Raw genomic sequence first — 13,243 nt, 5'->3', positions numbered from 1 at the left:
TTGTCTGCTGGAGGGTGCAGCCCCTCCGAGGGGATGCTTGGATGAGTCACGACCCGGACGCGAGGAGGCGAACGAGGTGCGGAAGATCCTGATCGTCTGCGGTGCAGGCGCGTCGAGCACGTTCCTGGCCCACCGGCTGCGAGCGGGCGCGAAGGAGCGCGGCATGGACGCCGAGTTCCGCTCCGAGACCCTCACCGGTCTCGACCACTCCCTCCCCGAGGCCGACGTCCTCCTCGTGGGGCCGCACCTCGAGTCGCAGTTCGACGGACTTCGCCACCGTGCGGAGCTCGTGGGAGCCGCGGCCGCCCTCCTCCCGCCCGATGTCTTCGGAGCGCACGGTGCCGATGCCGTGCTCGAGACCCTGCCCGTCCTCTTCGCTGCTCGCGCGGTCGTCGCAGGCGCGGACGGGGACTCCTCCACCCGCCCGGTCCGTCCGGGCGAGCCCGACTCCGGGCACCACTGATGCAGTCGCGACTGCAGGATCAAGGAGAAACGTTCATGGTCGAGCGCACCGTGCAGGTTGCATCGTCGAAGGGCCTCCACGCCCGCCCCGCCTCGCTCTTCAGCCAGGCCGCGGCGAAGTCGGGTCAGAAGGTCCTCGTCGCCAAGGGCGACGCGACCCCGGTCAACGCCGCGTCGATCCTCGGGATCATCTCGCTCGGCATCGAGCACGGCGACGAGCTCACCGTCAGCGTCGAGGGCGACAACGAGCAGGCCGTGCTCGAGGAGCTCTCGACCTTCCTCACCACCGACCACGATGCGTGACGCGTAGCGTCACGAAAGGCGGCCAGCCCCGGCGCCCACGGCGCCGGTAGCCGCGGCAGCCCCTGGAGCGTGACGGCACCCGTGACGCATCGCGTCACGCAAGGCGGCCAGCCCCGGCGCCCACGGCGCCGGTAGCCGCGGCAGCCTCTGAGACGCAACGGCGACCCTCAATGGGTCGCACGAGGCGCCTGCGAGACCCGGCCCCGCTCTCTCCCAGCCCCCCGCCCCCCAGCACCCTCTTCGACCGCCCGACCCCGTCCCACAGGAACGAGCACCCATGACGCTGTCCACTCCTCAGACCGCCTACGCCTCCGCCAAGCTCCAGGGCACCGGAGTGGGACGCGGGCTGGCCCTCGGGCCGGTCCTGCGCATGCCGGAGCCGCTGCCCGATCCCGAGGACACCGCCAGCACCCGCAGCGTCGCCCAGGAGGAGGAGCGCGCCGTCTCGTCGCTCTCCGCCACCGCGGCGACCATCCGCCACCGCGGCGAGCGGGCCGGCGGCTCGGCGAAGGACGTCCTCGACGCCCAGGCCCTGATGGCCGAGGACCCGTCCCTCGCGGACGACGTCAAGGCGCGGATCGCCGGGGGCAAGACCGCGGAGCGCGCCGTGCACGAGGCCTTCGCCGGCTTCCGCGACCTGCTCGTGGCGATGGGCGGCTACATGGCCGAGCGCGCGACCGACCTCGACGACGTCTCGCAGCGCGTCGTGGCGCACCTGCGCGGCGTCGCCGCTCCCGGCGTCCCCGAGTCGGACGAGCCGTTCGTGCTCGTCGCCCGCGACCTCGCCCCGGCCGACACGGCGCTGCTCGACCTCGAGAAGGTCCTCGGCCTGATCACGAGCGACGGGGGACCGACCTCGCACACGGCGATCCTCGCCCGGGAGAAGTCGATCACCGCCATCGTCGGCACCACCGGTGCTCTCGACCTGCGGGACGGCCAGCTCGTCATCCTCGACGCCACCTCCGGCGTCGTGACGGTGAACCCCTCGGACGCGGAGATCGGCGCCGCCAAGTCCTCGATCGCCGAGCGCGCCGAGATGCTCGCCGCGCCGGTCGTCCCGGGCGCGCTGGCCGACGGCCACGCCGTGCCGCTGCTCGCGAACCTCGGCTCGGCCGACGGCGCTGCGAACGCGGTCGAGCTCGGGGCCGAGGGAGTGGGACTGTTCCGGACCGAGTTCCTCTTCCTCGACGCGAAGGAGGCGCCCTCGGTCGCCGAGCAGGCGGAGCAGTACACGCGCCTGCTCGCCGCGTTCCCCGGCCGGAAGGTCGTCGTCCGCGCGCTCGACGCCGGCGCCGACAAGCCGCTGAGCTTCCTCAACGACGACCACGAGGAGAACCCGGCCCTCGGGCTCCGCGGACTGCGCGCCCTCCGCGCCAGCGAGCAGATCCTCCGCGACCAGCTCACCGCACTCGCCCAGGCCGACTCCGCCACCGACGCCGACCTCTGGGTCATGGCGCCGATGGTCGCGACCGTGGACGAGACCCGCTACTTCACCTCGATGGCGCGGGAGCTCGGCATCCGCACCGCCGGCGTGATGGTGGAGGTCCCCTCCTCCGCACTGCTCGCCGACCGGATCCTCGGAGTCGCGGACTTCGCCTCGATCGGCACCAACGACCTGACCCAGTACACGCTCGCCGCCGACCGCATGCTCGGCACGGTCTCGGCGTTCCAGGACCCGTGGCACCCGGCCGTGCTCCGCCTAGTCGGCGAGGTCGGCCGCGCGGGAGCGGCGCTGGGCAAGCCCGTCGGGATCTGCGGAGAAGCCGCCGCCGACCCGCTGCTCGCCGTGGTCCTCGTCGGCCTCGGCGCCACGACCCTCTCGATGTCGCCGTCGGCTCTCGCCGACGTCCGCGCCGAGCTGGCCGAGCACACTCTCGACGACGCCAAGCGGTACGCGGAGCTCGCTCTCGCCGCCGACAGCGCCGCCGACGCCCGCTCCGCGGTCACCGAGGCGATCGCCGCCTCCTGATCCCGGCCCACCAGACCCACCCCCCTGCACCACCCCGCCACTCGGGAGCCGGGACGCCTCAGGAGCGTCCCGCCCGCCCGCCCCTAGAAATCGGAGAACACACCACATGACAACGACGTCAGCGACGTCGACGCGCGGTGGAGCGCGCGTCCACGTCCAGCGCTTCGGCACCTTCCTCTCGGGAATGGTCATGCCGAACATCGCGGCCTTCATCGCCTGGGGCTTCATCACGGCCCTCTTCATCCAGACCGGATGGCTCCCGCTCCTCGGCATCGACGCCACCTGGGTCCAGCAGTTCGGCGGCTGGAGCACGGATCCCGACGTGGTCAACACCGGCCTCGTGGGCCCGATGATCACCTACCTCCTCCCGCTCCTCATCGCGAACACCGGAGGCCGCATGGTCTACGGCGCCCGCGGAGGCGTGGTCGGCACCATCGCGACCATGGGCGTCATCGTCGGTGCCGGCATCCCGATGTTCATCGGCGCCATGATCATGGGCCCGCTGTCGGCGTGGCTCATGAAGAAGGTCGACTCGATCTGGGACGGCAAGATCAAGCCCGGCTTCGAGATGCTGGTCAACAACTTCTCCGCCGGAATCCTCGGCCTGATCCTCGCGCTCCTCGCCTTCGCGGGCGTCGCGCCGCTCGTGGTCGGCCTCTCGACCGCGCTCGGTGCGGGCGTGGAGTTCCTGGTCAACGCGGGCCTGCTCCCGCTGACCTCGCTCTTCATCGAGCCGGCGAAGATCCTCTTCCTCAACAACGCCATCAACCACGGCATCCTCACCCCGCTGGGCGTGCAGCAGGCGGAGGAGGCGGGCAAGTCCTACCTCTTCCTCCTCGAGGCCAACCCCGGCCCCGGCATGGGCGTGCTCCTGGCCTTCGCGTTCTTCGGAGTCGGCGCGGCCCGCGCCTCGGCTCCCGGCGCGGCGATCATCCACTTCATCGGCGGCATCCACGAGATCTACTTCCCGTACGTGCTGATGAAGCCGGCGCTGCTCGCGGCCGTCATCCTCGGCGGTGCCACCGGTGTCGCGACGAACGTCGCGTTCAACTCCGGCCTCCGCGCCCCCGCCTCGCCCGGCTCGATCATCGCGGTGCTCCTGCAGACCGCGAACGACAGCTTCCTCGGCGTGATCCTCTCGGTGATCCTCGCGACCGCCGTGTCGTTCCTGGTGGCCTCGGTCATCATCCGGGCCGGCCGCAAGCGCGACCTCGCCGCGGAGCAGGAGGGCGACGACAAGCTCGCCGCCGCCGTCGCGGCCAACGAAGCGAACAAGGGCAAGGAGAGCGCCGTCGGCTCGCTCATCAACGCCCGCGGCGCCAACGCTCCGCAGGACTCGTCCGGCGCCTCGACCGCGGGGGCCACGGCCACCGCGACCCAGGTGCGGAACATCGTCTTCGCCTGCGACGCCGGCATGGGCTCGTCCGCCATGGGCGCCTCGGTGCTGCGGAACAAGATGAAGAAGGCGGGCTTCGAGGACGTCACGGTCACCAACAAGGCGATCGCCGCCCTCGAGGACGACGTGGATCTGGTCATCACCCAGGCCGAGCTCACGGAGCGCGCCCGCCAGCGCACCCCGGGCGCCATCCACGTCTCCGTGGACAACTTCATGAACAGCCCGAAGTACGACGAGGTCGTCTCGCTGGTCGCGGAGCAGCACGGCAAGTAGTACGCCAACCACTCGGAGGGAACCCGTAGGGTGCGACAGAGCGGACACGCTCCGCTCGCCCCTGCGGGTTCCCTCGCTGTCAGCACCTCCACGGAAGGACGCACCCCATGAGCGACGTGCTCACCATCGGACAGATCAACGCCTCCGGCACCGCCACCAGCAAGGAGGCCGCCATCAAGGAGGCCGCCGACATGCTCGTCGGCGTCGGCGCGGTCACCCCCGCCTACCACGAGGCGATGCTCGCCCGCGAGGCGACCGTCTCGACCTACATGGGCAACCTGCTCGCCATCCCGCACGGCACCAACGACGCGAAGGACGAGATCCGCTCCTCCGCCCTCTCGTTCGTGCGATACGCGCAGCCGATCGACTGGGACGGCAACGAGGTCCGCTTCGTCGTCGGCATCGCCGGCGTGAACAACGAGCACCTCGAGATCCTCTCGAAGATCGCGATCATCTTCTCGGAGGAGGACGAGGTGCAGAAGCTCCTCGACGCCCCCGACGCGCAGTCGCTCTACAGCCTGCTGGGCGAGGTCAACTCCTGATGCCCACCGCCGTCCACTTCGGCGCCGGCAACATCGGCCGCGGCTTCGTCGGACTGATCCTGCACGGCGCCGGCTACGAGCTCGTCTTCGCCGACGTGAACTCCGAGCTGATCGGCCGCCTCGCCGCCGCCGACAGCTACGAGGTGCACGAGGTGGGGGAGGAGGCGGCCACCCACGTCGTCGACCGCTTCCGCGCCATCGACTCGGCCGCCGACGAGGAGGCGCTCGTCCGCGAGATCGCCGCCGCCGACATCGTCACCACGGCCGTCGGCCCGAACATCCTGCGTTTCGTCGCCCCCGTGATCGCGAAGGGCCTCGCCGCCCGCGACGAGTCGGCGCCGCGGCTGGCGGTCATGGCCTGCGAGAACGCGATCAACGCCACGCGCCTCCTGCAGACCGAGGTCGCTGCGAACCTCGGCGCCGACGAGTGGGAGCGCCTGCGCACCCGCGCCGTCTTCGCCGACACCGCGGTGGACCGCATCGTCCCGAACCAGGACCCGGGCCAGGGCCTGGACGTGACGGTGGAGAGCTTCTTCGAGTGGGTCGTCGACCGCACTCCGTTCGAGGGCACGGAGCCCGAGATCCCGGGCGCGACCTGGGTCGACGATCTCGAGCCCTTCATCGAGCGGAAGCTCTTCACGGTGAACACCGGACACGCGACGGCCGCCTACACGGGCTTCGCTGCCGGAGCGCACAAGCTCTCCGACGCGCTCGCGATGCCGGAGGTGCACGACGCGGTGAAGGCCGCGCTCGAGGACACCAAGGCTCTCATCGTGGCCAAGCACGGCTTCAGCGACGAGGAGCAGCAGGCCTACCTCGAGAAGACGCTGAAGCGCTTCGCCAACCCGTACCTGACCGACACGGTCGACCGGGTGGGGCGTCAGCCGCTGCGGAAGCTGTCGCGGCACGAGCGCTTCATCGGGCCGGCCGCCGAGCTCGCCGAGCGCGGGCGCACGCCGGAGGGCCTGCTCGCGGCGATCGGCGCCGCGCTGCGCTTCGACGTGCCCGAGGACCCGCAGAGCGTGGAGCTCCACGAGAAGCTGGCCGCGCTCAGCCCGGAGGAGTTCGTGGCGGAGGTCACCGGCCTCACGGCCGAGCACCCGCTCTTCGACCGGGTCGTGGCGGTCGTCCGCGGCTAATCCCACGGCCGCACCCCGGTGAACGACGACGAGGTCCCCTGCTTCCGCGGGGGACCTCGTCCTCGTCTGCGGAGGCCCGGCCGGAGGGCTAGAAGAGCCGCCAGCGGGTGAGGGGCCACGCTACGGCGAAGACGCGTCCGGTGACCCTGTCGATCGGAACGGTCTTCACGCACGTGTCGATCGGCCCGCCGGCGCCGCGGCACTCGCCGAGCGAGTCGTTGGAGTTCGACCGGTGGTCGCCCAGGACGAAGAGGGAGCCCTCGGGGACGGTGTACTCGTCGAAGCAGCGCAGGGACGCGGGGCTCGTCGTGCAGTCGAGGGTCCCGGGGGTGAAGGGGAAGTCCTCGAAGACGTAGGACTCGTCGAGCGGCTTCCCGTCGACCAGCACGTGCCCCTCGGCGTCGCAGCAGGAGACGATGTGGCCCCCCTCGGCGATCAGCCGCTTGACGAGGAACTCCTCGTGCGAGGGGCCGATGCTGGTGACGTCGCCGAAGGTCTTCACGATCTCGGAGAGGGGGCTGCCGGCCTCATCGCTCGCGCCCCAGTCGGCGTCGCGCGAGAAGACGACGATCTGCCCCTCCTCCGGCCCGCCCTGGAGAGCGAGGGTGCGGTCGACCAGGATGCGGTCGCCGAAGAACCCGCCGCCCTGGAGGGTGTTCTCCATCGAGCCGGTCGGCACCGTGTACACCTTCACGAAGAAGGTCTGCACCAGGGCGATGACCGCGATCGCCGCCAGGACCGTCACCACCGGGTGCGAGTACCAGCTCCGCTTCGCGGTCGCGGACCTCGTCGTGCGCGCCATGTGCTCTCCCTCCGGCTCGACGGAGCCAGCCTAGGCGGCGGCGGCCGCAGCGCCCGGCAGGGGGCGCGCGTCGGGCGCGGAGGCGGAGGAGGGGAGCGACACGCCCGAGGTGGCGGAGCGGGCGCGATTCGCGTAGTATCGACCCTTGGTGTTTTGCGTGTGCTCCGGCACGCCCGCGAACCCCGATCCGGGCTCTCGCCCGGTGGTGGCTCGTCGCGGAAACATTCGCACGACCAGTACACACACTACTTCCGAACGACAGTGAGGCTATGGCCAAAAAAGACGGTGTCATCGAAATCGAAGGTGCGGTTGTCGAGGCGCTCCCCAACGCGATGTTCCGCGTGGAGCTGACCAACGGACACAAAGTTCTCGCCCATATCTCGGGCAAGATGCGTCAGCACTACATCCGGATCCTCCCCGAGGACCGGGTGATCGTGGAGCTGAGCCCCTACGACCTGACCCGCGGCCGGATCGTCTACCGCTACAAGTAGGCGTTCGCTCCGCTGACGTTCGCGACGTGCGTGTCCTGTAAGGAACGGCCCCGGCATCCGCCGGGAGCACGACGCCAGCGAAAACAAGGACAAGAACAATGAAGGTCAACCCCAGCGTCAAGCGCATCTGCGACCACTGCAAGATCATCCGCCGCCACGGCAACGTGATGGTCATCTGCAGCAGCAACCCCCGTCACAAGCAGCGTCAGGGCTAGTCCCGCTGCTTCCGCGAGGAAGCGCAGGGGCGGCGTGCCGCCCCCACTGCACAACTGAACACACCCGCAGCACCAGAAATCGCGCAGCACCCCGGCCACGCCGGGGTGGACGGCGAGGACACCTTCGGTCGGAGGCCGAGGCACCGGTGCTGCTTCACACCTCCACTCACTCACAGGAGAAGCCACAATGGCACGTCTGGCAGGAGTAGACATCCCGCGCGAGAAGCGCGTGGAGGTCGCACTGACCTACATCTACGGTGTCGGCCGCACTCGCGCGCTCAAGACCCTGAGCGACACCGGGATCGACGGCAACATCCGCGTCAAGGACCTCAGCGACGACCAGCTCGTCTCGCTCCGCGACTACATCGAGGGCAACTACAAGGTGGAGGGTGACCTCCGCCGCGAGGTCGCCGCCGACATCCGCCGCAAGGTCGAGATCGGCTCGTACGAGGGCCTCCGCCACCGTCGCGGCCTCCCGGTCCGTGGACAGCGCACCAAGACGAACGCGCGCACCCGCAAGGGACCCAAGCGCACCGTCGCCGGCAAGAAGAAGGCCGGCCGCAAGTAACGCGGGCGACACGGACCTAGAGGAGATACAGAATTGGCTACCCCCAAGTCGGCCGCGCGCAAGCCGCGCCGCAAGGAGAAGAAGAACATCGCTGTGGGCCAGGCCCACATCAAGTCGACGTTCAACAACACCATCGTCTCGATCACCGACCCCTCCGGGGCCGTCATCAGCTGGGCCTCGTCCGGTGGAGTCGGCTTCAAGGGCTCGCGCAAGTCGACGCCGTTCGCCGCCCAGCTCGCCGCCGAGTCGGCCGCGCGCCAGGCTCAGGAGCACGGCATGAAGAAGGTGGACGTCTTCGTGAAGGGCCCCGGCTCGGGTCGTGAGACCGCGATCCGCTCGCTCCAGGCCGCAGGCCTCGAGGTCGGCTCGATCAACGACGTCACCCCGCAGGCGCACAACGGCTGCCGCCCGCCCAAGCGTCGTCGCGTCTAAGCAGCACTCGCAGCCGTCGGCCGGCCGCACGAACCGCCTCCGGGCGAGGAGTGCGGCCGGTCGACGGATCGCGCATTTCTTTCACAACTCCACACCTCGCAAACGCACGTGTCATATAGCGGACACGTGATCGAAAGGAATCATCAGTGCTTATCGCACAGCGTCCGACGCTCACCGAGGAGAACATCTCGGAGTTCCGTTCCCGCTTCGTCATCGAGCCCCTCGAGCCCGGCTTCGGCTACACGCTCGGCAACTCGCTGCGTCGCACCCTGCTGTCCTCCATCCCCGGCGCCGCTGTCACCAGCATCCGGATCGACGGAGTCCTGCACGAGTTCACGACCGTCCCGGGCGTCCGCGAGGACGTCACCGAGATCATCCTGAACATCAAGGGACTCGTCGTCTCCTCCGAGCACGACGAGCCGATCACCGCCTACCTGCGCAAGCAGGGAGCCGGCCAGGTCACCGCCGCGGACATCTCGGCTCCGGCCGGTGTCGAGATCCACAACCCGGAGCTCGTCATCGCCACGCTGAACGACAAGGCGAAGTTCGAGCTCGAGCTCACGATCGAGCGCGGCCGCGGCTACGTCTCGGCGACCCAGAACCGCAGCGAGTTCTCCGAGGCCGGCCAGATCCCGGTCGACTCGATCTACTCGCCCGTGCTCAAGGTCACCTACCGCGTCGAGGCCACCCGTGCCGGCGAGCGCACCGACTTCGACCGCCTGGTCGTGGACGTGGAGACGAAGGCGGCGATCTCGCCGCGCGACGCCATCGCCTCCGCCGGACGCACGCTGACCGAGCTGTTCGGTCTCGCCCGCGAGCTGAACAACGCGGCCGAGGGCATCGAGATCGGCCCCGCGCCGGTCGACGCGGTCCTCTCGACCGAGCTGTCCATGCCCATCGAGGACCTCGACCTCTCGGTGCGCAGCTACAACTGCCTCAAGCGCGAGGGCATCAACAACGTCAATGAGCTCGTCGCCCTCTCGGAGACGCAGCTCATGAACATCCGCAACTTCGGTCAGAAGTCGGTGGATGAGGTCAAGGAGAAGCTGACGGAGCTCGGCCTGTCGCTCAAGGACTCGGTCCCCGGGTTCGACGGCGCCCACTTCTACAGCTACGACGACGAGAGCATCTAGGTCCTCCGCTCCGGAGCCCCGGCTCCTCGCGTCCGACCTGCTGACACCCCTTTAGTACTGGAGTAAACCCATGCCCAAGCCCACCAAGGGCCCCCGCCTCGGAGGCGGCCCCGCACACGAGCGCCTGCTGCTGGCGAACCTGGCCGCGGCCCTGTTCACGCACAAGAGCATCAAGACGACCGAGACCAAGGCCAAGCGCCTCCGTCCGCTCGCCGAGCGCCTGGTGACCTTCGCCAAGCGCGGCGACCTGCACGCCCGCCGTCGCGTCCTCGCGACGATCGGCGACAAGTCGGTCGTCCACGAGCTCTTCACCGAGATCGCCCCGCTCGTCGCCGAGCGCGAGGGCGGCTACACCCGCATCACCAAGATCGGCCCCCGCAAGGGAGACAACGCGCCGATGGCCGTGATCGAGCTCGTCCTCGAGCCCGTCACCCCCAAGGCGAAGAAGTCGCGCACCACCACGGCGCCCGTGTCCGCTCCGGTGGACGAGGCCCCCGCCGAGGAGACCACTGCCGAGGAGACCCCCGTCGAGGAGGCGCCCGTGCAGGACGCTCCCGTCGAGGACGCCGCGCAGGACGCTCCGGTCGAGGAGACCGGCGCGACCAAGTAGTCACGCTCCCTCTGCCGAGAGCCCTCCGTCCCCTCCGGGGCGGGGGGCTCTCGTCGTTCCGCGAGGCCGAGTGGCGCGAAGCGTCGCTTACGATGGCACGGCTGCGCTCGTCGAGTGCGGCCGCGTCACGACCGGCGCTCCCGGGGTCCGCCCCGACGATCCTCGGAGGACTCCTGTGCGACTGCGCTCCTCGGCCGCTGCGGCGCTCCTCGCCCTGGCCCTCGCGGCCGGAGTGAGCGGCTGCGCCTCCGGCGACGTGATCGTCGTGCCGGAGTCGGCGGGCGTCGCGAGCGCGACCCCGGTGCCGTCGGCCGCGCCGACCGCGCCGTCGAGCGATCCGGCGGAAGAAGGCGTGGACTGCGCGAGCGCCCTTCCCTCCTCCCTGGTCGAGCAGGAGGCCGGCCTGACGGCGGGCACGGTGGCGCTCACCTCCGCGGGGGACACCTGCTCCTACGCCGTCGACGGCGGCGATCCGGTCGTCGTGCTGACGCTGCACCGCGGGCCCCTCGTCGAGACGTTCACCGGTGCGGGCGAGGCGCTCGGCGCGGTGCCGGTCTCGCTGGGCACGGCCGCCTACTGGGTGCAGGGCATCGCCTCCGCCCCCTCCGAGCTGGCCGTCCTCGCGGGAGGCTGGGAGGCGCGGGTCGTCTCCTCGGTCGGCGAGCAGTCGGCGCTGGTCGGCTGGGCGGTCTCGGCTCTGGCGACCGTCGACGTCCCGCTCGCGGTCGCCTGAGTCGCGACCACGGCTCGCTCTAGACTCGTCTGATGCTCCACCGCGTCCGCCTCGACCTGGCCTACGACGGCTCGCACTTCTCCGGCTGGGCCAAGCAGCCCGGCCTCCGCACCGTGCAGGGGGTCCTCGAGGAGTCGCTCGCCCTGGTGCTGCGCTCCGAGCAGCACCCGACCGTGACGGTCGCCGGGCGCACCGACGTCGGCGTCCACGCCAGCGCCCAGGTCGCCCACGTCGACCTCACCCCCGAGCAGTGGGGCCGCATCAGCAGCGGCCGGCGCCGGCCGGGGGAGGAGCCGTTCCCGCCCGCGTCGATCCTGGAGCGGCGGCTCCGCGGGATCCTCGGGCAGTACACCGACGTCTCGGTGCACCGGGTGACGGAGGCTCCGGAGGGGTTCGACGCGCGGTTCTCGGCGCGCTGGCGCCGGTACGAGTACCGCCTGGCCGACGCCTCCTCCATGCGCCACCCGCTGGACCGCACCTCCACCACCTGGATCACCGACTCCCTCGACCTCGACGCGATGTCGGCCGCGGCCCGCTCGCTCCTGGGTCTGCACGACTACGCGTCGTTCTGCCGCGCCCGGGTGGGCGCCACCACGATCCGGAGCCTGCTCGACTTCACCTGGGAGCGCGACGCCGACGGAGTCCTGCACGCCCACCTGCGCGCGGACGCCTTCTGCCACAGCATGGTGCGGGCCCTCGTGGGGGCGTGCGTCGCGGTCGGCGCCGGGAAGCTCGAGGCGGCGGCGGTCCCGCTGCTCCGGGACGCCGCCCGTCGGACCAACGCGTTCGCGGTGATGCCGGCCCGCGGCCTCATCCTCCGCGAGGTCGACTACCCCGAGGACGACGCGCTCGCCGAACGGGCCCTGCTCACCCGGGCGAAGCGCACCGTGCGGACCGAGGGTCCGGACCTGGAGGACTCGGAGTGAGCCGAGGGCGCGCGACCGCGCCTCGCGACCCGCGGCGGCTCGCGCCGCTCCTCCTGCAGACGGCGCAGGAGCCCCCGCCACCACGATCCGTGCTTGGCCGCACGGGGGCTTTGCTGTAATGTCGACCCTTGGTGTTTTCGGCCGTGTGCCGAGCGCCCGAAGTTGAGCCCTCCACCGGATCGGTTCGGCCCCTCGCGGGTCGAACGGCCACGGAGCGGGATCCACGAACACCTCACTCCGACCAGAAAGCAGCACTCACGTGACTCGCACTTTTTCTCCGAAGCCGGCTGACGTCCAGCACGACTGGATCGTCATCGACGCGTCCGACGTCGTGCTCGGCCGTCTCGCCACCCACGCCGCGGCGCTCCTGCGCGGCAAGCACAAGGCCACCTTCGCCCCGCACATGGACATGGGCGACTTCGTCATCATCGTCAACGCGGAGAAGGTCGCCCTCACCGGCCAGAAGCTCCTCCAGAAGAAGGCCTACCGCCACTCCGGCTACCCGGGCGGCCTCTCGGCCACCACGTACGCCGAGCTCCTCGAGAAGAACCCGGTCCGCGCCGTCGAGAAGGCCATCCGCGGCATGCTCCCCAAGAACTCCCTCGGCCGCGCCCAGCTGCGCAAGCTGAAGGTCTACACGGGATCCGAGCACCCCCACGCGGCCCAGCAGCCGCAGGCGTACGCCTTCACCCAGGTCGCCCAGTAGGCTCCGGCCCTCCCCGACACCCCAGACTTCGAAGACAAAGGATCACCTACACCGTGGCGAAGATCGCAGACCAGATCGACGTGGCTCCCGAGAGCTACTCCACCGAAAGCCCGGCCACCGAGGCGTCCACGACGCCCCGCGCCGTCCTCAACGTCTCCGGCGCAGCCGTGGGCCGACGCAAGCAGGCCATCGCCCGCGTGCGCCTCGTCCCCGGCAACGGCGGCATGACCGTCAACGCCCGCGAGTTCGCGGAGTACTTCCCCAACAAGCTGCACCAGCAGCTGATCACCGACCCCTTCAAGGTGCTCGACCTCGTCGGCTCCTACGACGTGGTCGCCAAGATCACCGGCGGCGGCCCCTCCGGCCAGGCCGGCGCGCTGCGCCTCGCCATCGCCCGTGCGCTCAACGAGATCGACCGCGAGAACAACCGCGCGATCCTGAAGAAGGCGGGCTTCCTGACCCGCGACGCCCGCGTCATCGAGCGCAAGAAGGCCGGTCTCAAGAAGGCCCGCAAGGCGTCCCAGTTCTCGAAGCGCTAGTCGC

General features: G+C 70.5%; 17 protein-coding genes. 16 read left to right on the top strand and 1 reads right to left on the bottom strand.

What is annotated here, in order from left to right:
• The first annotated feature begins 37 nt into the window (after window positions 1–37).
• The 6 genes from GSU45_RS12540 (at window position 38) to GSU45_RS12515 (ending at window position 6,084) form a co-directional block, all read left to right on the top strand.
• A complete protein-coding gene (locus GSU45_RS12540) occupies window positions 38–463 on the top strand; it encodes a PTS sugar transporter (RefSeq protein ID WP_208543432.1) in 426 nt (141 codons plus the stop codon).
• A 35-nt stretch (window positions 464–498) separates the two neighbouring features.
• Entirely contained in the window at window positions 499–765 is a 267-nt protein-coding gene (locus tag GSU45_RS12535; protein ID WP_159915376.1) for an HPr family phosphocarrier protein, read from the top strand.
• A gap of 277 nt (window positions 766–1,042) precedes the next feature.
• Complete coding sequence (ptsP, locus tag GSU45_RS12530) at window positions 1,043–2,734, top strand: phosphoenolpyruvate--protein phosphotransferase (RefSeq protein ID WP_159915374.1); 1,692 nt, start codon at window positions 1,043–1,045, stop codon at window positions 2,732–2,734.
• Window positions 2,735–2,840: 106 nt separating this feature from the next.
• Window positions 2,841–4,403 carry a PTS mannitol transporter subunit IICB gene (locus GSU45_RS12525; RefSeq protein ID WP_159915372.1) on the top strand — a complete coding sequence of 521 codons (1,563 nt, stop codon included), beginning with the start codon at window positions 2,841–2,843 and terminating at the stop codon, window positions 4,401–4,403.
• A 107-nt stretch (window positions 4,404–4,510) separates the two neighbouring features.
• Complete coding sequence (locus tag GSU45_RS12520) at window positions 4,511–4,945, top strand: PTS sugar transporter subunit IIA (RefSeq protein ID WP_159915370.1); 435 nt, start codon at window positions 4,511–4,513, stop codon at window positions 4,943–4,945.
• Complete coding sequence (locus GSU45_RS12515) at window positions 4,945–6,084, top strand: mannitol-1-phosphate 5-dehydrogenase (protein ID WP_104261553.1); 1,140 nt, start codon at window positions 4,945–4,947, stop codon at window positions 6,082–6,084. The genes GSU45_RS12520 and GSU45_RS12515 overlap by 1 nt, the downstream gene beginning before the upstream one ends.
• A gap of 88 nt (window positions 6,085–6,172) precedes the next feature.
• Here the strand turns inward: GSU45_RS12515 and lepB are convergent, their stop codons facing one another.
• Entirely contained in the window at window positions 6,173–6,886 is a 714-nt protein-coding gene (lepB, locus tag GSU45_RS12510; RefSeq protein WP_159915368.1) for a signal peptidase I, read from the bottom strand.
• Window positions 6,887–7,155: 269 nt separating this feature from the next.
• Here lepB and infA point away from each other — a divergent pair, with 269 nt between their 5' ends.
• The 10 genes from infA (at window position 7,156) to rpsI (ending at window position 13,239) form a co-directional block, all read left to right on the top strand.
• Window positions 7,156–7,377 (top strand): translation initiation factor IF-1, encoded by a 222-nt coding sequence (infA, locus tag GSU45_RS12505; protein WP_022883252.1) that lies wholly within the window; start codon window positions 7,156–7,158, stop codon window positions 7,375–7,377.
• A 98-nt stretch (window positions 7,378–7,475) separates the two neighbouring features.
• Window positions 7,476–7,592: a 50S ribosomal protein L36 gene (rpmJ, locus tag GSU45_RS12500; RefSeq protein ID WP_055787164.1), complete on the top strand. Its 117-nt coding sequence runs from the start codon at window positions 7,476–7,478 to the stop codon at window positions 7,590–7,592.
• Window positions 7,593–7,779: 187 nt separating this feature from the next.
• Window positions 7,780–8,160 (top strand): 30S ribosomal protein S13, encoded by a 381-nt coding sequence (gene rpsM / locus GSU45_RS12495; RefSeq protein ID WP_068251511.1) that lies wholly within the window; start codon window positions 7,780–7,782, stop codon window positions 8,158–8,160.
• A gap of 33 nt (window positions 8,161–8,193) precedes the next feature.
• The gene (rpsK, locus tag GSU45_RS12490) at window positions 8,194–8,592 is read left to right on the top strand and encodes a 30S ribosomal protein S11 (protein WP_055787170.1); all 399 of its coding nucleotides are present in this window, start codon (window positions 8,194–8,196) and stop codon (window positions 8,590–8,592) included.
• Between the two features lie 146 nt (window positions 8,593–8,738).
• A complete protein-coding gene (locus GSU45_RS12485; protein WP_104224999.1) occupies window positions 8,739–9,725 on the top strand; it encodes a DNA-directed RNA polymerase subunit alpha in 987 nt (328 codons plus the stop codon).
• A gap of 70 nt (window positions 9,726–9,795) precedes the next feature.
• Complete coding sequence (rplQ, locus tag GSU45_RS12480) at window positions 9,796–10,335, top strand: 50S ribosomal protein L17 (protein WP_104277908.1); 540 nt, start codon at window positions 9,796–9,798, stop codon at window positions 10,333–10,335.
• A gap of 175 nt (window positions 10,336–10,510) precedes the next feature.
• Window positions 10,511–11,068, top strand: a complete 558-nt coding sequence (locus tag GSU45_RS12475; RefSeq protein ID WP_159915366.1) for a hypothetical protein — start codon at window positions 10,511–10,513, stop codon at window positions 11,066–11,068.
• A 32-nt stretch (window positions 11,069–11,100) separates the two neighbouring features.
• The gene (locus tag GSU45_RS12470; RefSeq protein ID WP_159915364.1) at window positions 11,101–11,994 is read left to right on the top strand and encodes a tRNA pseudouridine synthase A; all 894 of its coding nucleotides are present in this window, start codon (window positions 11,101–11,103) and stop codon (window positions 11,992–11,994) included.
• Window positions 11,995–12,253: 259 nt separating this feature from the next.
• The gene (gene rplM / locus GSU45_RS12465) at window positions 12,254–12,700 is read left to right on the top strand and encodes a 50S ribosomal protein L13 (RefSeq protein WP_104225003.1); all 447 of its coding nucleotides are present in this window, start codon (window positions 12,254–12,256) and stop codon (window positions 12,698–12,700) included.
• Window positions 12,701–12,753: 53 nt separating this feature from the next.
• A complete protein-coding gene (gene rpsI, locus GSU45_RS12460) occupies window positions 12,754–13,239 on the top strand; it encodes a 30S ribosomal protein S9 (RefSeq protein ID WP_159915362.1) in 486 nt (161 codons plus the stop codon).
• Window positions 13,240–13,243: the final 4 nt, after the last annotated feature.

The organism is Rathayibacter sp. VKM Ac-2801 (genome assembly GCF_009834245.1).
GTDB lineage: Bacteria > Actinomycetota > Actinomycetes > Actinomycetales > Microbacteriaceae > Rathayibacter.
This window is presented reverse-complemented; position numbering and strand designations above follow the sequence as displayed.